The organism is Amycolatopsis sp. NPDC114504 (genome assembly GCF_055633595.1).
Window position 1 is genome coordinate 1,387,943 of sequence record NZ_JBVKDU010000001.1, and the last position, 21,283, is coordinate 1,409,225.

Annotated in this window: 22 protein-coding genes; 13 read left to right on the forward strand and 9 right to left on the reverse strand. The window is 67.6% G+C overall.

Annotated elements, in window-relative coordinates; translation table 11 throughout:
• Positions 1-110 precede the first annotated feature (110 nt).
• Positions 111-809, forward strand: a complete 699-nt coding sequence (locus ACZ7PG_RS06435) for an LppX_LprAFG lipoprotein (protein ID WP_470238066.1) — start codon at positions 111-113, stop codon at positions 807-809.
• Positions 806-2,338 carry an MFS transporter gene (locus tag ACZ7PG_RS06440; RefSeq protein WP_470238067.1) on the forward strand — a complete coding sequence of 511 codons (1,533 nt, stop codon included), beginning with the start codon at positions 806-808 and terminating at the stop codon, positions 2,336-2,338. Before ACZ7PG_RS06435 ends, ACZ7PG_RS06440 begins: the two co-directional genes overlap by 4 nt.
• Positions 2,339-2,535: 197 nt before the next feature.
• Here ACZ7PG_RS06440 and ACZ7PG_RS06445 read toward each other — a convergent pair whose 3' ends face one another.
• Positions 2,536-3,099 (reverse strand): TetR/AcrR family transcriptional regulator, encoded by a 564-nt coding sequence (locus ACZ7PG_RS06445; RefSeq protein ID WP_470238068.1) that lies wholly within the window; start codon positions 3,097-3,099, stop codon positions 2,536-2,538.
• Between the two features lie 259 nt (positions 3,100-3,358).
• On the opposite strand from ACZ7PG_RS06445, the gene ACZ7PG_RS06450 reads away from it, so the two are divergent.
• Positions 3,359-3,670 carry a hypothetical protein gene (locus tag ACZ7PG_RS06450; protein WP_470238069.1) on the forward strand — a complete coding sequence of 104 codons (312 nt, stop codon included), beginning with the start codon at positions 3,359-3,361 and terminating at the stop codon, positions 3,668-3,670.
• An 89-nt stretch (positions 3,671-3,759) separates the two neighbouring features.
• Here ACZ7PG_RS06450 and ACZ7PG_RS06455 read toward each other — a convergent pair whose 3' ends face one another.
• Positions 3,760-4,149: a hypothetical protein gene (locus ACZ7PG_RS06455; protein WP_470238070.1), complete on the reverse strand. Its 390-nt coding sequence runs from the start codon at positions 4,147-4,149 to the stop codon at positions 3,760-3,762.
• Here ACZ7PG_RS06455 and ACZ7PG_RS06460 point away from each other — a divergent pair.
• Entirely contained in the window at positions 4,148-4,606 is a 459-nt protein-coding gene (locus ACZ7PG_RS06460; protein ID WP_470238071.1) for a GNAT family N-acetyltransferase, read from the forward strand. The two genes, ACZ7PG_RS06455 and ACZ7PG_RS06460, sit on opposite strands and share 2 nt — an antisense overlap.
• A gap of 344 nt (positions 4,607-4,950) precedes the next feature.
• On the opposite strand, the gene ACZ7PG_RS06465 is transcribed toward ACZ7PG_RS06460, so the two are convergent.
• The gene (locus ACZ7PG_RS06465; protein ID WP_470238072.1) at positions 4,951-5,421 is read right to left on the reverse strand and encodes a hypothetical protein; all 471 of its coding nucleotides are present in this window, start codon (positions 5,419-5,421) and stop codon (positions 4,951-4,953) included.
• 426 nt (positions 5,422-5,847) lie between these two features.
• Here ACZ7PG_RS06465 and ACZ7PG_RS06470 point away from each other — a divergent pair, with 426 nt between their 5' ends.
• The 5 genes from ACZ7PG_RS06470 to ACZ7PG_RS06490 are packed head-to-tail and all read left to right on the forward strand — an operon-like array spanning position 5,848 to position 8,444.
• Entirely contained in the window at positions 5,848-6,423 is a 576-nt protein-coding gene (locus tag ACZ7PG_RS06470) for a YbaB/EbfC family nucleoid-associated protein (protein ID WP_470238073.1), read from the forward strand.
• Complete coding sequence (locus ACZ7PG_RS06475) at positions 6,420-6,731, forward strand: hypothetical protein (protein ID WP_470238074.1); 312 nt, start codon at positions 6,420-6,422, stop codon at positions 6,729-6,731. Before ACZ7PG_RS06470 ends, ACZ7PG_RS06475 begins: the two co-directional genes overlap by 4 nt.
• On the forward strand, positions 6,728-7,105 hold the full coding sequence (locus ACZ7PG_RS06480) for a hypothetical protein (protein ID WP_470238075.1): 378 nt from the start codon (positions 6,728-6,730) through the stop codon (positions 7,103-7,105). The genes ACZ7PG_RS06475 and ACZ7PG_RS06480 overlap by 4 nt, the downstream gene beginning before the upstream one ends.
• Positions 7,102-7,857 carry a WXG100 family type VII secretion target gene (locus ACZ7PG_RS06485; protein ID WP_470238076.1) on the forward strand — a complete coding sequence of 252 codons (756 nt, stop codon included), beginning with the start codon at positions 7,102-7,104 and terminating at the stop codon, positions 7,855-7,857. The genes ACZ7PG_RS06480 and ACZ7PG_RS06485 overlap by 4 nt, the downstream gene beginning before the upstream one ends.
• Positions 7,854-8,444, forward strand: coding sequence for a DUF3558 family protein (locus ACZ7PG_RS06490; RefSeq protein WP_470238077.1), 591 nt, complete (start codon positions 7,854-7,856; stop codon positions 8,442-8,444). The genes ACZ7PG_RS06485 and ACZ7PG_RS06490 overlap by 4 nt, the downstream gene beginning before the upstream one ends.
• A gap of 100 nt (positions 8,445-8,544) precedes the next feature.
• Here ACZ7PG_RS06490 and ACZ7PG_RS06495 read toward each other — a convergent pair whose 3' ends face one another.
• From ACZ7PG_RS06495 to ACZ7PG_RS06515, 5 genes are all read right to left on the reverse strand, one after another.
• The gene (locus tag ACZ7PG_RS06495) at positions 8,545-9,336 is read right to left on the reverse strand and encodes a hypothetical protein (RefSeq protein ID WP_470238078.1); all 792 of its coding nucleotides are present in this window, start codon (positions 9,334-9,336) and stop codon (positions 8,545-8,547) included.
• A 118-nt stretch (positions 9,337-9,454) separates the two neighbouring features.
• Positions 9,455-10,201 carry an SAM-dependent methyltransferase gene (locus tag ACZ7PG_RS06500; protein ID WP_470238079.1) on the reverse strand — a complete coding sequence of 249 codons (747 nt, stop codon included), beginning with the start codon at positions 10,199-10,201 and terminating at the stop codon, positions 9,455-9,457.
• A gap of 160 nt (positions 10,202-10,361) precedes the next feature.
• Positions 10,362-11,378, reverse strand: coding sequence for a helix-turn-helix domain-containing protein (locus ACZ7PG_RS06505; RefSeq protein ID WP_470238080.1), 1,017 nt, complete (start codon positions 11,376-11,378; stop codon positions 10,362-10,364).
• A gap of 433 nt (positions 11,379-11,811) precedes the next feature.
• Positions 11,812-12,513, reverse strand: a complete 702-nt coding sequence (locus ACZ7PG_RS06510; protein WP_470239000.1) for a DUF7003 family protein — start codon at positions 12,511-12,513, stop codon at positions 11,812-11,814.
• 2 nt (positions 12,514-12,515) lie between these two features.
• The gene (locus ACZ7PG_RS06515) at positions 12,516-15,998 is read right to left on the reverse strand and encodes a phage tail protein (protein WP_470238081.1); all 3,483 of its coding nucleotides are present in this window, start codon (positions 15,996-15,998) and stop codon (positions 12,516-12,518) included.
• 151 nt (positions 15,999-16,149) lie between these two features.
• On the opposite strand from ACZ7PG_RS06515, the gene ACZ7PG_RS06520 reads away from it, so the two are divergent.
• From ACZ7PG_RS06520 to ACZ7PG_RS06535, 4 genes are all read left to right on the forward strand, one after another.
• A complete protein-coding gene (locus ACZ7PG_RS06520) occupies positions 16,150-16,695 on the forward strand; it encodes an SRPBCC family protein (protein ID WP_470238082.1) in 546 nt (181 codons plus the stop codon).
• 9 nt (positions 16,696-16,704) lie between these two features.
• Positions 16,705-17,958 (forward strand): PucR family transcriptional regulator, encoded by a 1,254-nt coding sequence (locus tag ACZ7PG_RS06525; RefSeq protein WP_470238083.1) that lies wholly within the window; start codon positions 16,705-16,707, stop codon positions 17,956-17,958.
• A gap of 96 nt (positions 17,959-18,054) precedes the next feature.
• Complete coding sequence (locus ACZ7PG_RS06530; RefSeq protein ID WP_470238084.1) at positions 18,055-19,497, forward strand: non-reducing end alpha-L-arabinofuranosidase family hydrolase; 1,443 nt, start codon at positions 18,055-18,057, stop codon at positions 19,495-19,497.
• A 190-nt stretch (positions 19,498-19,687) separates the two neighbouring features.
• On the forward strand, positions 19,688-19,819 hold the full coding sequence (locus ACZ7PG_RS06535) for a hypothetical protein (RefSeq protein ID WP_470238085.1): 132 nt from the start codon (positions 19,688-19,690) through the stop codon (positions 19,817-19,819).
• A gap of 158 nt (positions 19,820-19,977) precedes the next feature.
• Here the strand turns inward: ACZ7PG_RS06535 and ACZ7PG_RS06540 are convergent, their stop codons facing one another.
• A complete protein-coding gene (locus tag ACZ7PG_RS06540; RefSeq protein WP_470238086.1) occupies positions 19,978-21,180 on the reverse strand; it encodes a L,D-transpeptidase in 1,203 nt (400 codons plus the stop codon).
• Between the last annotated feature and the right edge of the window lie 103 nt (positions 21,181-21,283).

Below are 21,283 nucleotides of genomic sequence, written 5' to 3' on the forward strand. Positions count from 1 at the left end.
CGTCCTTTGTAGACCAGTGCTGTCCTCAGGTGAATGGGCAGTTCCGGTCACTCCATCACGATCGCCAGGCAGTCTGTTCCGGAGCACGGCCCCTGATCTAGGGTGAACGCATGATTCTGCGGCGTACCCTGCTCGCGGCGATGGCTCTGGGCGCGGCGATCGTCACCGGCTGCTCCTCGGGCGGCGACGCGTCGTCGCCCGGCGCCGCTGCCCTGCCCGACGCCGGTGCCCTGCTCAAGGACAGCGCGCAGGCAGCGAGCGGCGTCACCAGCACGCACTTCACGCTGAAGGTCAACGGCAAGGTCCCGGGCCTGAGCGTGCACAGCCTCGACGGTGACCTGACCAAGGCCAACGGCGGTGGCGCGAAGGGCACCGGCACGCTGGAGCTGATGGGCCAGGTCGTCGACGCCCAGTTCGTCCTGGTGAACGGCTCGCTCTACATCAAGGGCCCCACCGGCGGGTTCCAGCAGATCCCCGCGGCGCTGAGCTCCTCGATCTACGACCCGTCCGCGATCCTCGACCCGCAGCGCGGCATCCCCAAGGTGCTGTCCTCGGTCCAGGGCCCGCAGACGGAGGGGAAGGAAGACGTCGACGGCACGCCGGCGTACCGCGTCACCGGGACGGTGCCGAAGGACGCGCTGGCCGCCCTGGTGCCGGGGGTGGCCTCGGACGCGAACGCCACCTTCTGGCTCCGCCAGGACGGCGGCCACCTGCCGGTCAAGGCTTCGCTGGGGTACCCGGGCGGCGCCAGCGTGGACGTCACGCTGTCCGACGTGGACAAGCCGGTCACCGTGACCGCGCCGGCGTGACCGGGCCGACCGGCTCGCGCGGCGGCCGCGCGCTCGCGGTCGGCGCCGGCGGTCTCGCCGTGCTGCTCGGCGCGCTGGACACCTACGTAGTGGTCGGCCTGCTGCGGCAGATCATCGACGACCTGAGCGTTCCGGTGAACCGGCTGGAGATCGTCACCCCGGTCATCACCGGCTACCTGCTCGGCTACGTGGCCGCGATGCCACTGCTCGGCCAGTTCTCCGACCGGTTCGGCCGCAAGCTGCTGCTGCAGGCCTGCCTCGGCGGCTTCCTCGCCGGGTCGGTCGTCACCGCGCTGGCCGACACGGTGCCGGTACTGGTCGTGGGCCGGGTGATCCAGGGGACCGCCGGGGGCGCGCTGCTCCCGGTGACCCTCGCGCTGGCCGCGGATCTGTGGCCGGGCAACCGCCGCTCCGCCGTGCTGGGGGCCGTCGGCGCCGCGCAGGAGCTCGGCAGTGTGCTCGGGCCGATCTACGGCATCGGGCTGGCCGCCGCGACCGGCTGGCGCGGCGTGTTCTGGGTGAACGTCCCGCTGACCGTGCTGGCCGCCGTCGCGGTGCAGGTTTCCGTGCGTGGCAAGAAACCCGCCGAGCGGCCGCGCGTAGATCTCGGGGGTGTCCTGCTGCTGGCGCTCACGCTGGCGTTGCTCGTCATCGGCCTGGACAACCCGAACCCGCGCGAGCGGGTGCTGCCCCCGTGGGGAGTGCCGTTCCTGATCGGCGCCGGGCTCAGCCTGGTCGCGTTCCTCTGGTGGGAGTCGCGCGCCGAGGTCCGGCTCATCGACACGGCGGCCGTGTCACTGCGGCCGTTCCTCACCGCGCTCGGGACGAGCGTCGCCGCGGGGGCGGCGTTGATGATCACGCTGGTCGACGTCGACCTGTTCGCGCAGACGTTGCTCGGCCGCGACGACGGCGGCAGCGTCGAGCTCCTCCTGAGGTTCCTGGTCGCGCTACCGATCGGCGCGCTGCTCGGCGGCCTGCTCGCCACGCGGATCGGCGAACGCTGGATCGCCGGCGCCGGAATGCTGATCGCGGCCGGTGGTTACCTGCTGATGTCCCACTGGCCCGCCGACGTCCTCGCGGCCAAGTCCGTCCTGGGGCTGCCGCGCCTCGACGTCGACCTGGCGCTGGCCGGACTGGGGCTCGGCCTGGTCATCGCCCCGCTGTCGACGGTCGTGCTGCGTGCGGTGCCGCGCGCCCAGCACGGCGTCGCGTCGGCCGCGGTGGTGGTCGCGCGGATGACCGGCATGCTGGTCGGCGTCGCCGCGGTGTCCGCCTTCGGCCTGCACTACTTCCACACGTTGACCGCGTCGCTGAACCCGCCGATCCGGATCCTGTTCCCGTCCGCGCCGGCCTACGACCAGGCGCTCGCCGGCTACCTTGGCGCGGTCCGCGAGGCGCTGCTGACGGAGTACCGCGCGATCTTCCTGATCACGTCCATGGTTTGCCTGGCAGGCGCGGCGGTCGCCGTGTCCATCGGCGGCCGGACACTCAGGGCGAAACCCGTCGAGGACGCACGCTCGTCCCGATGACAGTGTGCGTTCCCGTATCTGCTGCACGCATGGCCACGGTCGGTGGCGTGCTGTCGGCACCCGATCGACCTTCGGTCAGCGTGGCGGCCGGCCCACGGACGGTCACTCGCCTGTGCGGCAGCTGAAATGGCGCTGACCGTGGCGAGTATTCGAGCGGAATCGTCCTCGTCGGTCGCTGGGACGTCGTTATCTGTGAATCAGGAGTCCGCCGGGGTCCGGTAGAGGGTGCTCCAGATGATATCGGTCATCACTCCGACGATCGTGGCGTCGCCGGCCGGGTCGGTGTTGCGGACCATCTGGTAGCCGGTGCGTTCGACCATCCAGGTGAGAGCCGCGGCGGTCTCCATGGGCGGCACGTCGCGGATGACGCCAGTGGATTGGCCCCGTTCGATGGCGGCACGGGTGGCGTCGATGATCTGGCGCATGGTGGTCTGGAGCTCTTCGGCCACGAGGGGGTCGTACGTCGCGGTTTCCGACATGGCCGTGAAGGCCGCCGGGTGCCGCCGGTAGATGTCGACGATCGCAGCCACGGCCGCTTTCAGCTGCGTCGGATCTGCCTGTTCAGCGACCGTCCACCAGCGGTCGGACACCTCGCGGAGCTGGGTCAGCACCGTCTTGGAGAGCTTGCGGACCAGATCACCCTTGTCCTGGAAGTGGACGTAGAAGGTAGACCGTGAGATACCCGCGGCGGCGGCCAGCCGTTCCACGCTGACCTCGGTGAACGAGCCTTCGCGGACAAGTTCTTCGGTCGCGGCGAACACCCGTTGCTCCGTCGCTTCCCGTCGATCGGACCGGTTGGCCTGCGCGGCCCGGGTCACTGATGGCATGGGCAGCTCCGAGTTCGGGGTGCAGTCATGGTCGGCCCGCATCGTATCCGGCGGCTCGGGAACATCACTTTCCGGACACCTGTCCGGACATAGTGTCTTGACAGAGTGTCCGAAGCAGTTGACCCTGGCAGGGACCGAGAGGGAGGACCGCTATGAATTCTGGTGAGTCTCTTTGTGCGGCAGGGGAAGCCCGGTGACCGCGGTGCTGTGGGTGATGCTCAGCCTGGCCTGGGTCGCGTTCGCCGGCACCGCCACGCTCTCGCTGTACCTGGCGCGGCGAAGCCGCCGCGGGGATACGGGAGCTGACATGGCCCTGCTCGCCCTGACGCCCTTGCTGATCGTCGACTTCCTGCTCTCCGTGCTTGGCACAGTTGCGGGCGGTTGGCTCGCCGTCCGGCTCGACGGTCTCGGCGCCCGGCTGATCGCCGGCATCGGAGCCGCGGTGCTGCTGGCCCGCATCACGCTCGGGGCGGCGCAGACGTGGTGGTCCCGGTCGGCCGAGTGACTCGCCTCGCGGGCGGTGCCGGGCAAATGTCACCGCGACAACGCCGCTTTTGCCGACGACTATGCGCCCGTACCATTGCTTCGCCTGAGTCAGGGAAAGGGAAGCCAGTGGATCTCACGGGTCGGCAGGCAGCAGTCAGGACGCTCTCCGAGGCGCATCGCAAGGCGCCGTTCCCCAGCCGGTGGCGAGGTGCCGACGTGGGAGGCATCGACATGGTGATGCTCGACGCAAACCCAGCCGGTTGCGTCTCCGTCTGGCTGGAGCGACAAGGTCTCCTGAACGACCAGAAACGGAATGTCCTCGCCGAATGCGAACAGCGACTCATCCGAGTCATCCCCGAGCTCGACGCCTATGGTCGCGAGTACTACCAGCGGATCCTGGACATGACGGTTTGGTGCTGGAGGGGAACCGCCCATAGCGCTGACTGGTCGTCCGCCGGGATGCGCGCTCATGCCGAGAGTCAGTACGATCCCGATCATGACCGCGGACAAGTTCGTGCCAGTCGGCTTCGATCCGCCGACCTCGCTCGTCACCGACCGGTTCCACCTTGAACCGCTGGGGTCGCGGCACAATCGCGCCGATCATGCCGCCTGGATGTCGAGCATCGAGCACATCCGGGCCACTCCCGGCTTTCACCAAGGCAAATGGCCGCCACGCGACGGCATGACGCCCGAGGCGAACCTCGCCGACCTCCGCCGCCACGCCGACGACTTCACACGGAGCACAGGTTTCACCTTTACGGTTCTCGATCCGCGTGACAACGACGTCATCGGTTGCGTCTACCTGTACCCCTCAACCTCCGAGGAATGGGACGTCACGGTGCGCTCCTGGGTGCGGGCCGACAGATCAGACCTCGACGTACCCCTAGCCGACGCCGTCGCACGCTGGCTCGCCACGGACTGGCCCTGGAAGCGCGTCGACCGCTGCGGTCGCTGACTCCGAACGTCCGCTCATATCGGTCTGCCCGGTGCATACGACGCGTCCGCGTCGGCGACCCGACACGCAGCCAATCGCCGATGAACCACAATGGAGGCGTGTTCCACGTTCGACAAGCCGACACAGGGTCCAGTTCCACACACGCGCCAACCATAACGGAAACCGTCAATTTCCGGCGCAGCATCAGCATCCGTGGCGCGATGAACGGTCGACGCCAGGACGCACGCTCATGCCGATGAGCGGCGTTGCCTGTCCCCGCCGCGTTGACCAGGCCGGCGAGAACACCTGACGGCCAAGGCAACAGACGAGCATGAGCGCACTGATGACGGGGATGAATTCCGCGGTCATCCCGGCCTGGAGAAGAACCCGTAGACCGAAAAAACTACTGCAACGACTACCCCGAGCCATCCGACATCCGAAACCCCGACGCAGTAGCAAATTATTCCCAACATAAACGCCACGTGTTGAGGGCGGCATGCCTGCGTAAGGTACGCATGCCTGTTGATCGAAAAGACTCTGAACGACACTTGTATCGAATAGATCGAAGACTTTGTCGTTGAAACTTGATCTTTCATTTCTTGGGAAACCAATGGAACGAGCGCCAAGGTCAGTATGCCGAAGATGATCGACACCCCCAACAACCACACGGTCAACGATTGCATCACCGCGTATCGAAAGATCACATTCTTCGACGCAACCCATCCGATTGCCGCAACTGTTGCGACCAGAAGATAGTTACTCCACCTTTCAAAGGCTTCAAGAGCGGCGATCTTGGGGACATCACTGGCGGACCCTTCACCTTCGTCGTGGTTCACGGAACCTCCCAGCGCAGGAACTCCCAGTCTCCTCGTACTGGACGCGCTGGGTCCACAGTCTGTTACTTCACGTCGCTGCCGTCGATGGCAGCGACGCTTGCCTGACGTCCGCTGATGCCGATGAGCGGATGTTCGGCGCCGCTGTCGGCCGGTTGCGTAATGACCGCACGGTGGCAGCTTCATGTCGCCCCCCGATGTTCGAGCGGATAGACCTGGTTGTCGGGTGGATGGGTCCAAACCCGCTCGCTGTCGGCGAGAATGGCCTCAAACAGCCGCTCAAGGACTCCGACTGCCTGGCGCCGCTAATCGCAGAGACGCCCGGCAGCTGCTGCTCACCCAGAAGCGAGCTGTACGTCACCTTGAAGTCGAGCTATGGGGAAGGTGCCGTCGACACGAGCCTCGATCAGCTACGCTGACCCGCGTGGGGTGACCGACCTGCGACCACCAGTGATGACCGCAGTTACCGCCCCCGGAGAGTGCATGTCGGGAACGTGGGGAGGCGACACCGACGTGGTGTTTTACGCAGACGTGATGCGGCAACAGGCCGCAGAACTGGACGAGGAACTCGACCGGGTCCAGTTCACCGGCCAATCGCGCGACGGCGTGGTGACCGCGGCCGTGAGCGGCCACGGACGGCTCATGGACCTGAAGATCAGCGCGGCAGCGATGCGCGGCGCCCATCCGCACACCATCGGACCCGACGTGGTCGAGGCCGTGGCGGCCGCCCGCCGGCAAGCCAGCACCCTGGCCACCGCGAAGATCCGCGCGGTCCTGGACAAAGACCAGGTATGGCAGCCCGCTCCAGTCCCACCACCCGACGGCGTCGGCAGCGACCGCTGGACCGGCGCCACCCATGACCAACGCACGCAACCAGACCCACTCCCGCCGAGCCCCCCGGCGCGCGCACGTCCCCAAAGCGAGAAACCAGAAGAAGAGAACTTCGAGAACCTCGACTTTCTGAGCGACGACAGCGGCGAGGACGAGGAACGGGGACGCTGGTGAACTACCAGGACGAGCTGTACAACCTGGCGCGGGAAATCGACGCCGCTGTGGCCACCGTGACGCAAACCGCTCGCGGTGCCGAACACGCGCCGCTGGAGTGGCAGCTGCCGGGCGAACTGGGCACGGTGACCGTGTCCGGGGCCGGCGAACTAACCGCGGTAACCCTCGACGTCGCCGAGATGCACCAATACTCCGCCGACGCGCTGTCCCGCACCCTACTGCAAGGCATCCGCGACGCCGAACAACGAGCCGATCAGCGCCGGGGCGACACCGTCGCCACGGTGGTCGCTGAAACGGGGCTGGCATGACCTTCGACCCCAACGACATCACCGGCCACGGCTACCGCGTCTACCCCGAGTCCCTGCGCAAAGCCGCCGACGACGTCACGACCGCCGCCGAGCTCGTCGTCACGTTCGCGCAGCAGGACCTGGCCGGAACGCTGCTCGGCGAGTTCGATCTGGGACTGCCCGGGACGCTGACGACGATCATGCCCAGGAGAAACGGCGCGGGAACCGTCGAGCAGTACAACCGGGCCATCGAGACCATCCGCGGGATCTCGAGCAAGAACGCCGAGACACTGCACCAGCTGGCCCGCGCTCTGCAGACCGCTGCCTCTTACTACGAACAGCAGGACGCCGCCGAGTACGAACGGCTCAAGAAGCTCGAAGGAGGCCTCCCATGAGCGCCTTTCCCCCGTCATGGTCGGCCGCCCCTCCGACACCGGTCACACCGCCGCAGGCTGAGATGCCTTACCCCACCGACGCCGACGCAAAAATCCGCTACTGGGCCGACTTCATCGGTGCACACGGCATCATCACCTTGCTGGACAAGCTTCGTGTCTTCATCGCCGGCGACATCGGCAAGGTCCTCCACCTCGCCGACACGTTCGCCAGCGAGACGGCCCTGACCAAAGCGGCTGAACAGCTCAACGCCGCCCAGCTGACCCTCGCGAAGGCCTGGCACGGCGACGCCGCCGACCAGTTCAACGCCTACGCCGGCAAGGCCGTGACTGCCCTGGGCCAGAACCAGAGCTCCATGATCAGCCTGACCAGCACCATGTCCTCGATCGCCGAGACGATCACCGACACCTACAAGAACCTGCTCATGACCATCGGCAAATGCGCGATCAACCTCGCCCAGCTCGGTGGGAAGATCGGCATCGCCGTCGCGGAATCCGCTGCTCTGCCACCGCTGGCCATCATCGGTTTCAAGGACGTCGCCGACGCGATCAACTCGGCGTTCGCGACATTCTGGAACGACTGCCTGACCTTGCTCGGCGGGCTGATGACCAACATCGGCAAGCTGGTCGGCAGCCGCATCCAGTTGACCACGATCGAAGCCACCTTCACCAGACTGCCCGACGTCGGGGACAGCAACGAGGTGATCGACGACCCGGGTCGCTGGCGGGTCAAGCCGGGAGCTAGCCACACATGATCGATCGCCGAACTCTCTGCGTTGCCGTCGCCGCCCTGGGACTAGGGCTGGTTGCCGGCTGCTCGCCCGGTCGGTCGCCGGCTCCGGCAGAGCCGTCGGTGTCGGTCCCGCCGATCCCCGGGATCGGGATGAGCGGGGCCGGGCGGTTCCGCGCCGATCCGTGCGCCGCGGTCACCGTCGAGCAGCTCACCGCTATCGGCTTCGCCGGCGGTGAACGCAGCCGAGACGGAAACCGATGCGTCACGACGTTCGGTACCGTCGCCAATGTCAGCACCTCGAACCGAGGCGACACCCTGCGCATCCTGTTTCAGGAGCATGCCTTGGGCCACGACACCGGCAACCACTGGGAGCCGATCACTGTCGAGACCATCTATCCCGCGGTCATCGTCGCCATCGAGGAGAACGTCCCCAGCAAGCAGGCCGACGGCCCGCTCGGTTGCACTCTCGCACTCGCCGCTGACGACACCACACTTGTCTACATCAACGCCGCCACCGCTGACGAGTCCGAAGCCGGCCCTTGGCAGCACGACCCTTGTGGCGCCGCGAAAAAGATCGCCGCCCTCACCGTCAACAACCTGACCGCGTAAGCGCGCCGCACCTTCACTTGCCTGTTCCTCGGCTCGACCAAACGGGATTCTCCAAGCTCCGACCGCTCTTCCATCCAGCCAGGCAGGGTGGGGCGGCCGTTCAGGGAGACCAGCGCCATCGGTCCAGGTCGGGCCACAGGGCAGGCAGGGCAGCGGCGAGCCGGCCACCGAAGGCGACCGTTCCCTCGTGAGAGGCATAGGCGATCCACGTGAGCGTGTCGTCGCTCCACACGCCTTCAGCACCGGTGTATCGAGGCGCGACCAGGTCCACGTCGATGAGGTACTCCTCGCCGTATTCGCGCAACTCGGTCACGCGACCCCCGCCTGCCGCCCGCAGCGCGGTGCGCACGTGCCTGACGGCCTCCGGCAATTCCCACATGACCGCCTCGACCAAAATCAGCACCTCCGACGGGGTCTCGGCAGCGATCATCGGATGCCACGATCGGTCGGCCAGCCCCCAGCGCCGCTGTAATTGCTGCTGCTGGGCGACCGATTCAGCCGACGTGAGCACACGCCGGTACGGCAATGGCTGTACCTGCAGATCACCGCGGCCGGCCCACTCCCCCACAACCAAGGAGAACAGCTGACGCTCCTCAGCCATCACCGCCGCGGCCACCTCGTTGTGCTCCGGCTCGGTGAACGGGGACTGGGCAGTAGCTGCCGCCTCGGCAAGCTGGGCCAGCAGGCTGGACGGCTCGGGAAGCCGATCCGGATCGAGCCGCTCGACCTGCGCCAGCATCGCCTCGACCACGTTGTAGCGCGGGAAAATCCGATAGGCCTCGGGCCGGTAGCCGAACCCGGCGCGCCCCTGGTCAGGGAGCGCGGCGTACTGCTCGACCAGCTCGTCGTAGCGATCCATCAGGTACCGACGAGCCGCCACGTGCAGCGTCACTGAGTCCACAACCGCAGACTTCCACATGTCCAGCCGCCCATCGACCGCGGTGCCGCGACGTCCGCACATGCCGAGGTGAGTGAGTCCCGGTGCCGGGGCACCGGGACTCACTCTGGTGTCAGCGATCCATCAGAGCGAAGACGCCCCAACCGAGGTACTCACGCTGGTATCGGGCGTGGTGTGCCGGAGCGGTGGTGAGCTCCGCGCGCATCTCGCCGGCCAGCTCGTCGTCGGGATGTGCGTCCAGCCAGCGGCGGGTGTTGAGCCACTGAGCCGCGACGTAGCGGTCCCAGCTGTCCTGGTCGGCCAGGACCATCTCCACGACGTCACAACCCAGCTCTCCGAACTGTTCCAGCAGTTCCGGCAGCGCGCGGAAGTCGTCTTCACTCGTGGCGTGGCAGCCTTCGACGGTCGCCTGGTCCAGGGGTTCCCTGCGCCAGTACGGTTCGCCGATCAGCATCACGCCGCCCGGGCGCACGCTGCGCCGGAGCAGGTCCACGGTGCCGGCGACGCCACCACCGATCCAGGACGCGCCGACACACGACCCGATGTCGACCGGGTCGTCGGCGACGTGGTTCGACGCGTCACCATGGGTGAAAGCGACCTGCTCGGCGACCTCGAGCTCGATCGCCCGTGCCCGGGCCGAGGCCAGGAACACGGTGCTGATGTCGACGCCGGTTCCGGTGATGCGGTGATCGCGGGCCCAGGTGCACAGCAGCTCGCCCGAGCCACAGGCCAGGTCGAGCATCCGAGTGCCCGGCGCCGGATTCAGCGCCTCGCCCAGGACAGCCAGTTTCTCGCTGGTGAGCGGGTTGTGGATGCGGTGGCTGCTTTCGCGGATGGTGAAGCTACGGGGTAGATCCACTTCGGGGATTCCTCACGTCCAAGGGGTAGTTCACAGTGCTCAGCGCTGAGTCGGCCGTCGACGGCCGGGCCACCCGGACATTCATGCAATGCACCTCTTAGGACGGAAGGCAAAACGGTTCGACGGAAGGCTAAGGGGGTCGCACGTGCCGGTCCACCGGTTATTGCTTCGACCCGGGCCCGGAGTCCGATGCCACGGGCCCCTGACGCAGGGCCGCGGCCATCCATTCCTGGACCGCCGCCGTCTTGTCCGGGTCCGGCGTCGGCGTGCCGTTGATCGTCGCCACCAGCGTGCTGTACCTGACCATCAGGGTCATCCCGGTCAGCCTGGCCCGCGTCTCCGCCGACCGGGTCCGGTCGAAGCCGGCCATGCTGCGGCGGGCCTTGCCGACGTCGTGGACGCCGGTCATCGCGGCGACGAAACCGGCCGAGTCGGCCGCCATCCGCTCGGCGATGTCCCGGGCCTGCGGGGAGTCCGCCGGTATGCCCGCCTGGTGCGCCGCCTGCGCCTCCACGTAGAGAACCCGCTGCCGCTCGGCGTGGGCCAGCATCTCCGGTGTGGCCATCAGCTTGCCCTTCTCGGTGGCGAAGGTGCGGTGGAGGAAGGTCCGCAGCGCCGTGCGGAACTCGTCATCCTGCACGATCTCGGCGAGTTCGATCCAGGCCTCGAGCTGCTCGGTGGACGGCTCTTCCGGCAGGTGCGGCCGCCGGCTGCGCAGCCGTTCCACGTAGCCGGGATGGACGTCCAGGCCGTCGGTGACGAAGTCCCAGAACCGGCTGATGAGCCGGTCACGGTCGTCGTCGGACATCGACACGAGCTTGTGCATCAAGCTCACCTGCTCCGCCGTGGTGTGCTGCCGCACGATGGTCCGCAGCACCGCGCGGCGCGCGTGGAACTGCCGCAGCTGGTCCTCGACCAGCCGCAGGTGCCGGACGGCCAGCTCCCGCAGGGTGTTTTCCGCGGCGAGCACCCGGCGGACGTCGTCCAGGCCGGCGCCGAGGTCGCGCAGGGTGCGCACGAGCTCGAGCCGGGCGATGGCGTGCACGTCGTACTGCCGGAAGCCACCCTCGGTGAGGCTGGTTGGCATGACGACGCCCTCGTCGGCGTAGAACCTGATCGCGCTCACGCTCAAACCGGTGCGACGGGCGACATCCCCGATGGGGTAGAGCTCGTTCATACCCACCACTATGAGATCTCGAGCGGCTTGAGAGTCAAGGCCGGCGAGGCGCCGGGTCAGTCGGCTTCCGCATCATCCCCGGGAAGGAGGTCGAGGAGCCGCTGCCGTTCCGGCTCGGCGGTGCGTTCCGTGACGGCCTTGCGGACCGCGTCCGACACCCGACAGCGCCAGCTCCTGGGACAGGGCCAGCGCCGGCCGGTCGGTATCGAGGAGACGGGTGTGCAGTACGAGCACCGCGTCGTCGAGCAGCGACACGGACGGCGTGCTCCGGGGGGTCTCCGCGAGCCAGTCCCGGCGCGAGGTCACCACACGTGGCGCTGCCGCAACGTCGCTTCGTCGATCGGCGGTTCCCAAGAAGGAAAGCCACCTCGGCTGATGAGCTAGCGGCAGGCTCGTGGCAGTGAGATGTCCGCGGGGACTGAACAGCCCAGGTTCACACCGGCGGCCAGGCTGACCAGTGTGTGTTCCACAGCTCAGGGGCACATTCGTAGGCCGCCGGATCACCGATGATGAGCGCATTGGCCAGACTCTGAAGGCAGGGGCTGTCGCTGGGGAGTTCGTCGTCGACGATATCCGGGTGCCGCCATCCCTCCAGTTGGATGAACTTTGACAGGGGCTCGGTTTTCCCGCATGCCCGGAGCAGGCGGCCATCCGTCGCATACAGCTCCGCTGGAATCTCGCGCACCAGGAACCGCAGTATCCTGGCGGCATTGTGTTCCTGGTCGTCCAGGTCAATACCTGCGAGCTCATATTCTTGCGACGAAGGTGTGAAGTGGTACTCGTTGAGACTGTGGCCGGCGCGAATCCGGAAGTCGCTGGGATCGAGTTGAAAGTTGCCGGCGTTGTCCCACAGCGGCGGTGAACCAAGGGGTTCTCGGATGATACGGTCATCGGACCCCTGAGAACCTGACTTCGCTATTTTATTTCCATAAGCGTAGACGCCGTTGACGAAACTTTGCCGCCGGAACACCTCGATCTCCTCGAACACGATGAGCCACTCGTCATCGCCGCGGAAGGCCGTCAGGCGAACCCCCGCCAGGTCGATATCCACGTTGTTCAGCACAGGGAAGTCGTAGCTCTCGGCGTGTTCGTCGAGTAGCGGAATTATTTCCCAGCCGGGGAGATCTCGCTGCATCTTCACTGCCCGTCTTCAAGTCCCACGAGTTTCTTGATCTTCGAGCGGATCGCGGTGACTGTACCACCCTGTGATCTCGAGCTCCCTTCGGAGTGCGGGTAGAGCTTCTGGTTCGCCAGCGTGGTCTTGACTCCTGCCTCTCGAAGGAATTTCTTAAGCCTATTCTGCTCCTTGTCCGTCATATTGTCGCCTCGAGTAAGCTTGGTCACGGGCTGGTGATCAGGTGTCCAGTTTCCGCTCAACCAGCCGGGAGTCGTGACGGACGTGTCGTGATGGTCGCCGTGCGCGACCCCCAGCTTGTTGATCTTCTCCTGTTCACTGCCCTTGCCTGTGGTGTATCCGTCCTGGTTGCTGGCGGATATCGGCTTCCCACCCCAGCCGACACCTGGCTTGAACCATTTTTCCCTGGCCTTCTCCTTGATCTCGGCGATCAGTTTCTCGATAGCATCGTCCTTCTTCTTTTTTGGACCTGCCACCTTGCCGGAACTCGCAACATACTTGTAGTCCCAGGTTCCTCCGCCGTCGGATACGGTGATCGACTTGAAGACAGGATGTGCGCGTTTTGTCTGGAGTGCGACCTTCTTGGCATCTTCATGGGAGATCTGCCCGTCTTTCAGGTACTTCCCTTGCTCGCGCTTGAGGGAGGCGAGGCCGGCAGCGACCTTGTCGTCGTGGCCGCTCTTGTCGTCCTTCTTTTCGGGTTTGCCGTGGTCCTTCTTCGGTTTCGGTTTGACCTTGGCCCAGAGTTTCTTGACCAGGCCGACCATCTTCTTGATGACCCAGTCGATGGCCCGGTTGACCGGCCGCGCGATCTTCTGGAAGACCCCCTTGACCTTCCCGGCGATCCCGCCGATGCCCAGCAACGCCGCCAGAGCCCCGATCAACACCGGAATCGCGCGGGCCAAGGCACGTTCCACCAGAGCAGGCACACCACCCGTACCACCGCGGGCAATAGCCAGAATCGCGTCCAGGACCGCGTTCACGAACTCGATGATCTGACGAGCATTGGTCACGATGAAACGGACGATGTCGATGATCATCTTGCACGCGCGGATGAACGCCGACGCCGGGTTGAACAGCGAGACGATCCACGTGATGCCCGCGATGATGATCGTCGGCAGCAGGAACGAGACCAGGTTGCCGATCAGGTCCTTCTTCAGGTCGCCGACGCGGGTCTTCAGGTCGTCCCACATGCCCGCCACGCCGCGGCTCTTGACCTGGGACACCAGCGGCACCGCGGTTTCCGCCGCCACCAGGGCCTGGTTGGGGACCTTGCGGGCCAGGCGCGCGCGGATGTTCGCCCACGACAGGCCCAGGATCATGGCGATCAGGCTCAGGATGCCGAGGATGTCGAACGTCTTGGGCAGCTGCAGGCCGATCGCCCCGCCGGTGCCCAGTAGCCACGCCAGCACGCCGCCCTCCAGGTGGCGGCCCGCGTGCTTCATGAACAGCTTCAGCCCGCCGCCGACGCCGGTGACGAGGTTGCCCAGGAAACCGATCGGGTCCTTCAGGATGGCGCCGATGGCCGACACCGCCTTCAGGAGCAGGCCCATCAGCATGCGGCCCAGGTCGATGATGGCCTTGATGGCGCCGCCGATCGCCTCCGCCGCCTTGGCCACCAGGCCCTTGTTCTTCTCCTTCTCCGCGGCTATTTCGTCGTCCACCGACTTGACCGCGTCGGTGTACTTGGTGGCCAGCGTGTCGACCAGCTCCGTGCCCTTGTCGTTGACCGTGTCCTTCAGCTCGTCGAACTTGCCTTCGAAGTCCGTCGCCGCCTCGCGGCCGATCGCCTTCAGGTCGGCCGGGAGCTTGTCGACCGCCGCCTGCAGTTCCTTGCGGCCCGTGGCGATGCGGTCCTTGGCGCGCTTCAGCTCGGCCTCGACCGTGCCGGCGATCTCGGTGATGATCAGGTCCATCGCCGCCAGGTAGTTGTCCTTCGCGCGTTCGTAGATGCGGTTGGCTTCCTCCGGGAGGCCCGCGAACAGGTCCTTGGTCCACCTCGCCCAGCCGAACGCCCCGCCGTAGCGCTCGTCCTTGTACCGCTCCATTCCCTCTTCGTGTTCGCGCGTAAAGCGGTCCCGTGCTCGCTTCTCCTTCGTCGTGAACTGGTCGTCGACCTTCTCGTCCAGGTCGGTCAGGATCTTCTCGACGTCGCCCTTGGTCTGGTCGAAGACCTTCTGCAGGAGGTCGGTGACCTCTTTGCGTTTGTCCTCGTCGGTCTTCTTCGCGCCCTTCTTGCCGGTGTCCACCCGCTGGCCGGTGGCGACGCGAGTGGCGTGGATGCCGGCCATCCCGGCGGAACCCTTGGCCGCAGCGGTGTTCTTGACCTGCTTGAGCTCGCCGGCTTCGTCGGTGCGCAGTTTCTTCGGGGCGGCCTCCGAGTGGTCTTCCAGGGTCTTCTTCTCTTTGACCGCCTTGTCGAACTGGGGTTCGCGGGAGTTCTCGAACGACAGCTGCCGGTCGGTGACCTGGGCGTCGGCCATCTGCCGGTCGACCTGGTCCGGGCCGGCCGACATGTCCGTCGCCGACGGTGGCAGCTGGTCCGGGGCCGCCTGGGCCGGGTTCGGGGTGCCCGGCTTGCCCGGCACCTTGTCCGCGGCCAGGGGCACGACCCGCTTGGCGTCCGGCGCCGGTTCCGGCGGTGCCGCGGTCGTTTCGGCGATCTCCCGCGCCGAGGCGTCCTTGCCTTCGCCGACCTTGCCCTGGACCTCGGTCTTGACCTCTTCGGCCTTGCCGGACTCGCCGAACTTGTCCGCCTCGTCGAGGTTCTTCGGGGCCTTGTCGGCTATCGCCTTCTTGACCGCCTTGATGAACTCCTGCTTGTCGAACTCCTTCGGCTGGGCGGCGTCCATGTCCTCGGCGTGCGCTGCCTTGCCGCGGGCCTCCTGGTCGTCCGCCGGGGCTTCCGCGGCTTCCTGAGCCGATCCCGCTTCCGCGGCGGCCGGTGGATGGCTGGCGCCGACGGCCTTCTTCTTCGTATTGACGTCCTTCTTCAGCGCCTGGAACTTCGGGTCGGCGCCCGGTGAGCGTGGGCCGGTGCCCTTCTCCTTCGCCGCGTCCTTCTCCGGGCGCTCCTCGGACTTCGTGTCCTTCGCCGGATCCTTCTTGTCCGGGACGGACGCCGGCTGCGCTTCGGTCTTCCGGGCGGCCGGCTTGGCGGGCGGGGGCTTCGTCGGCGCGGGCTGGACCTTGGCCGGTGCCAGGGGGACGGGTACAGCGGCCTGGTTCGCGACGGCCTGGTTGCCCACCAGGTTCTGGCCTGCCAGCATCATCTGCCCGGTCCACGTGGCCGGCTGGGGCTCGGCGCCCCTCGGCAGACCGCCCATCGCCGAGGTCACGGCCGCATTGCCCAGCTGCGCGCGGGCGCGGACCACGTCCGCCGGGCCGGGGTCCATCGCGCCACGGGTTTCCGGGCGGCGGTGCCGGACCGACGGCGACACGGCCGGGGCGGGCGGCCGGCCGCGGGCCATCAGGGGTGGCGGCATCCGGCGCCTCCACTGGTCAGCTCGGGGTACCAGGCGCGAGCAGGATGCCATCCGGCCCGTCGCGACACCGCGATCGAGGCGTCGCCGAAGCGTCACCGGAGCGCGTGTCTTGATACGGTCGCCTCCGATACGCAAGTGGTGGAGGCCCGCCTTGTTCCCCTCCGGAGTCGCACCCCGCCCCGCGGAGCTCGCCGCCGCGGTACCCGGCGACGAACTGGTGCCCCACCCCGACATCGTGATGGACCGCGGCTTCACCCTCCCCGCTCCGCCGGAACGGGTGTGGCCGTGGTTCGCCCAGCTCGGCAAGAACCGCGCCGGCTGGTACCTGCCCACCTCGATCGAGGCGCTCCTCCCCCGGCGCCGCCGCGCCCTGCGCCACATCGACGACGCGCTCCAGCACCTGCGCCCCGGCGACGTCATCGACGACTGGGGCGGGCGCGACGCGACGTTCGAGATCGTCACCCACGACCCGCCGCACACCCTGGTCCACCGCTCGACGCGCGGGCGGCTCGAGATCAGCTGGACGATCCTCTTGACCGCCGACGGCGACGACACGCGGGTCCATCTGCGGTTCCGCCTGGCCGGAGCGCGGCACCGCCGGCTCGCCGAGTACGGCGGCGGCCTCCTGGATCTGCTGACCGTCGCGGGACTGGCCGCCGGGCTTCGGGAACGCGTCACGACCCCGCCGCGGCGGTAGCATGCGCGGATGATCGACGACGCGGCTGTCACGACCCACGTCGAACGGATCGCGGACGCGTTCATCGAGCAGGCCGGCACCCTCACGGCGGAAGTGGTGGACGTCTACACCCGCGAGCTGCCGAACCTCGTGTTCGACGACGAAGCCGTCGTGAACCTGCTCTCGGCGAGCTTGCTGCAGAACCTCGACACCGTCCTGCGCGTCTTCCGGCACGGCATCGACCCCCACCAGGTCCGGGCGCCCGCCGCGGCGATCGAGTACGCCCGGCGGCTGGCGCAGCGCGGCACCCCCGTCATCGACCTGATCCGGGCGTACTTCCTCGCCCAGAGCACGCTCATCGCCCGCGTTCCCGCCGAAGCCGTCAAGCAGTCGGTCGGCAGCGAGATGCTGGGCGCCATCATCGAGCGCTACATGGCCGGCGCCTTCGCCTTCATCGACCAGGTGACCCAGCAGGTCGTGTCCGCGTACCAAGACGAACGCGAGCACTGGCTGCTCAACCGCAGCGCGGTCCGCGCGGCGCGGGTGCGGGACCTGCTCGCCAGCGACCGAGTCGATGTGGACGCAGCCGAGAAGACGCTGGGTTACCGGCTGCGCGGACGTCATCTCGCGGCGTTCGTCTGGTTCGACGAGGCGGCTTCGGGTCGTCGTTCGCTCGAGTCGATCACCACAGCGGTCGCGGCGCACCTTCCCACTTCGGCGGCCCCGTTGATCGTTCCGGCGGACGAAGCCTGTTTGTGGGTGTGGTTCCCGCTGGCGGCGACGGCCTTCGACGACGACCTGATCCAGCGCGCGGCGGCGCTCGTCGACCCGGACGTGCGCATGGCGTTCGGCGACCCGGGTGACGGCGTCAGCGGCTTCCGCAGCAGCCACGAACAGGCCGGCCGAGTGCACGCGCTCGCGGTGCTGGCGGGGGATCATCCCGACCACTGCCTCACCTTCCGAGATGTCGGCACGCTGGCGCTGATGACCGCGGACCTCCCGGCGACGCGCAGCTGGGTCAAGGGCGCGCTCGGCGAACTCGCCACCGACGATGACCAGAACGGGCGCCTGCGGGAAACGCTCCTGGTCTTCTTGACCACCGGCGGCAGCTACACCGCCGCGGCCACCACGCTGTCCATGCACAAGAACTCGGTCCAGTACCGCGTCCGCAAGGCGGAAGAGCTGCTCGGCCACCCGATCGCCGACAACCGGCTCGAGATCGAACTGGCGCTCAAGCTCTGCCGCCACCTCGGTCAGGCACTGCTTTCCCCGGCCCGAAAGTAGATCGAAACTCTTTGCGGGCCGTCGATCCACCGTGGGAGGCTCGACGGACCGTCAAATGTTAGCGATAACATCGCGCGTCGCCAGGAGAGGTACACCATGAAAAGAGCAGGTACCAGCCGGCGGATCGCCGTTCTCGCCGCCGCGGTGACGGTCGCCGCGACCGTGGTGTCGGCGGTCACCCTGGGCGCCGGCGCGGCCGCGGCCGACGTCACCGGCGCCCTGCACGGTGTCGGGTCCGGCCGGTGCCTGGACGTCCCGAACGCGAGCCAGACCGACGGGACGTACCTGCAGATCTACGACTGCTGGGGCGGTTCCGGCCAGCAGTGGACATCGACGTCGGCCGGCCTGCTGACGGTGTTCGGCGGCAAGTGCCTGGACGTGCCGGGCAGCGCGACCACCGCCGGTACGCGGGTGCAGATCTGGACCTGCCACGGCGGAGCCAACCAGCAGTGGCGGCTGAACTCCGACGGCACGGTGGTCGGCGTGCAGTCCGGGCTCTGCCTGGACGTCACCGGCGCCGGCACGGCCAACGGCACCGCGGTGCAGCTCTGGACGTGCACCGGGGCTGGCAACCAGAAGTGGACGGGCCTGTCGACCACGCCGACGACCACGACCACGACCGGGGGAAGCGGGAGCTGTTCGTTGCCGTCGACGTACCGCTGGTCGTCGACGGGGGTGCTCGCGACGCCCAAGAACGGCTGGGTCTCGCTGAAGGACTTCACGAACGTCGTCTACAACGGCAAGCACCTCGTCTACGCGTCGAACGTCTCGGGATCCACTTACGGCTCAATGGCTTTCAGCCCGTTCACGAACTGGTCCGACATGGGCTCGGCCGGCCAGAACGGGATGAGCCAGGCCGCGGTGGCGCCCACGCTGTTCTACTTCGCGCCGAAGAACATCTGGGTGCTGGCGTACCAGTGGAGCGCGTGGCCGTTCATCTACCGCACGTCGAGCGACCCCACCAACCCGAACGGCTGGTCGTCGCCGCAGCCGTTGTTCACGGGCAGCATCTCCGGTTCCGGCACCGGCCCGATCGACCAGACGCTGATCGCCGACGGCTCGTCGATGTACCTGTTCTTCGCCGGGGACAACGGAAAGATCTACCGGGCGAGCATGCCGATCGGGAACTTCCCTGGCAGTTTCGGGTCGAGCTACACGACCGTCCTGAGCGACTCGACGAACAACCTGTTCGAGGCGGTCGAGGTCTACAAGGTCCAGGGCCAGAACCAGTACCTCATGATCGTCGAGGCGATCGGCGCGAACGGGCGTTACTTCCGCTCGTTCACGGCGAGCGGCCTGGGCGGGTCGTGGACGCCGCAGTCCACCGGTGAAAGCAACCCGTTCGCGGGCAAGGCCAACAGCGGCGCGAGCTGGACCAACGACATCAGCCACGGTGACCTGGTCCGCACCAACCCCGACCAGACCAAGACCATCGACCCGTGCAACCTGCAGCTGCTGTACCAGGGCAAGTCCCCCAGCGCGAGCGGCCCGTACGACCAGCTGCCGTGGCGGCCGGGTGTCCTGACGCTGCAACGCTAGCCGGTCCGCCTCGCTGAGAAACCCAGCCGCGCGCCGGCTGGGTTTCTCAGGTGCCGCTCCGTCCCCGCCAAGGTGGTCGAAACCCGGCGGATTCCACCCGGGACCGGCCCCCCGCACGGGCCGGTACGCCCTGCGAGCGCACGGCGTCGACGTCGACCGTCTCGATCGGCGCGAGGAGTACCCCGGCGGCGTGCTCGAGGGGTGGACCACGCTGACCGCGACGTGGCGCCGCGGTGAGCTGCACGCCCACGCCCAAGACCCGACGCCCGCATGGGACGGCGAACCGAACCGGTGGACCAGCCCGCCACCCACCACGACGTGACAGCGGGCTACCCGCTGGTCAGCGGCTTGCGCGGTGCTGGACGAACCCGCAGGACCTTCTCGATCTGCAGCATCTTCGGCGCGAGCCGCCTCGCCAAAGTGTCCAGACCCCGCGGTCGCCGCGGTCCAGACCCGCCGGCCGCCGTCCAAGCGGCGGGCTCAGCCGCGCAGGGCGCTGCCCGCCTGCCAGGCACTCCAGCTGATGGCCCAGTCGCCGTGGCCGTTGTTGATCGCCAGTTGGGGGCCGCCCGAGTTGGTGACCTCGACGACGTCGCCGACGTTGAAGTTGTCGAAGAACCACTTGGCGTTCTCGGTGTTCATGTTGAGGCAGCCGTTCGAGACGTTGGCACTGCCCTGCACGCCGACCGTCTTCAGGTTCTCGTGCAGGTATTCGCCGTCGTTGGAGATCCGGACGTTCCAGTTCTCCGGCGCGCTGTAGTAGCCGGGGTCGCCCTCGCACACGCCGTAGCTGCAGGAGTCCATGATCTTGTGCTCCTCCTTCCCCAGCACCGTGTGGGTGCCGGTGAAGGTCGGCGTCGCGCCTCGCGGCGGGGTGTCGGCGGTCTTGCCCATGCTGGTCGGCGCGGTCTTCACCAGCTGCCCGTTGTGGAACGCCTGGATCTGGTGCGTCTTGCCGTCCGCCTTGGCGATCCAGGAGTCGTGCACCTTGTACGTGGCCGAGACGTCCTGGCCGCCGTACACGCCACCCCCGATCGGCGTGCCGAAGGTCGTGGTCTCGAGCTTCACGGTCGAGCCGGCCTTCCAGTAGTCCTTGGGCCGGAAGTGCACCTCGCGCTTGCCCACCCAGTACCAGCCGCCGTCCTGAGCGGGCGACGACGTCACCTTGAACGACTTCTCCACCGTGGCCTTGTCGGTGATGTCGTGGTCGAACTTCAGGCCGAGGATCAGGCCGACGCCGATATCGCCGGACGCCGGCTGGAAGAGCGACGGCGTGGCGACCCCGGACGGCTTGAGCGTGTGCACCTCCCCGCGCTGCTCCGTCGCCGCACCCGCCTGGTTCACCGCGGTGGCGACCACCTGGTAGGTGGCCGCGTACCGGAGGTGATCTTTGCTGGTCCACGTCGTCTTGTCCGGCGACAGCTCGCCCTTGACGGCGTTGCCGGTCTGCGGGTTCGTGACGGTGATCGCCTGCAGGGTGCCACCCGACGCCTTGACGACGATCGGGTCCTTCGGGCTCAGCTGATCCGCGGGGGCGAACGCCACCGTCGCGGCCGGCACTCCGGGCGTTGTCGCCGCGTCGGCCGATCCGGCAGCTCCGGCCGGGTAGGCGGTTCCGACGGTCTGCCCACTGCACGCGGCCAGCACCAGGACTCCCAGGCCGAGCCCGGCGATACGGATCACTCTCACGTCCATCAGACGTCCGAGACCGCCCGAAGTTGTGCGGCGATCCCAAGCGGCTTCCGCAGCCCGGAGCACCTACTGTGGTCCGAGACTCCCAGTCCCC

Bases quoted from the DNA above. Each gene is read 5' to 3' on its own strand.
- ACZ7PG_RS06435 (WP_470238066.1), top strand. From the start codon at position 111: ATGATTCTGCGGCGTACCCTGCTCGCGGCGATGGCTCTGGGCGCGGCG.
- ACZ7PG_RS06460 (WP_470238071.1), top strand. From the start codon at position 4,148: ATGACCGCGGACAAGTTCGTGCCAGTCGGCTTCGATCCGCCGACCTCG.
- ACZ7PG_RS06455 (WP_470238070.1), bottom strand. From the start codon at position 4,149: ATGATCGGGATCGTACTGACTCTCGGCATGAGCGCGCATCCCGGCGGA.
- ACZ7PG_RS06480 (WP_470238075.1), top strand. From the start codon at position 6,728: ATGACCTTCGACCCCAACGACATCACCGGCCACGGCTACCGCGTCTAC.
- ACZ7PG_RS06485 (WP_470238076.1), top strand. From the start codon at position 7,102: ATGAGCGCCTTTCCCCCGTCATGGTCGGCCGCCCCTCCGACACCGGTC.
- ACZ7PG_RS06490 (WP_470238077.1), top strand. From the start codon at position 7,854: ATGATCGATCGCCGAACTCTCTGCGTTGCCGTCGCCGCCCTGGGACTA.
- ACZ7PG_RS06505 (WP_470238080.1), bottom strand. From the start codon at position 11,378: ATGAACGAGCTCTACCCCATCGGGGATGTCGCCCGTCGCACCGGTTTG.
- ACZ7PG_RS06510 (WP_470239000.1), bottom strand. From the start codon at position 12,513: ATGCAGCGAGATCTCCCCGGCTGGGAAATAATTCCGCTACTCGACGAA.
- ACZ7PG_RS06515 (WP_470238081.1), bottom strand. From the start codon at position 15,998: ATGCCGCCACCCCTGATGGCCCGCGGCCGGCCGCCCGCCCCGGCCGTG.
- ACZ7PG_RS06525 (WP_470238083.1), top strand. From the start codon at position 16,705: ATGATCGACGACGCGGCTGTCACGACCCACGTCGAACGGATCGCGGAC.
- ACZ7PG_RS06530 (WP_470238084.1), top strand. From the start codon at position 18,055: ATGAAAAGAGCAGGTACCAGCCGGCGGATCGCCGTTCTCGCCGCCGCG.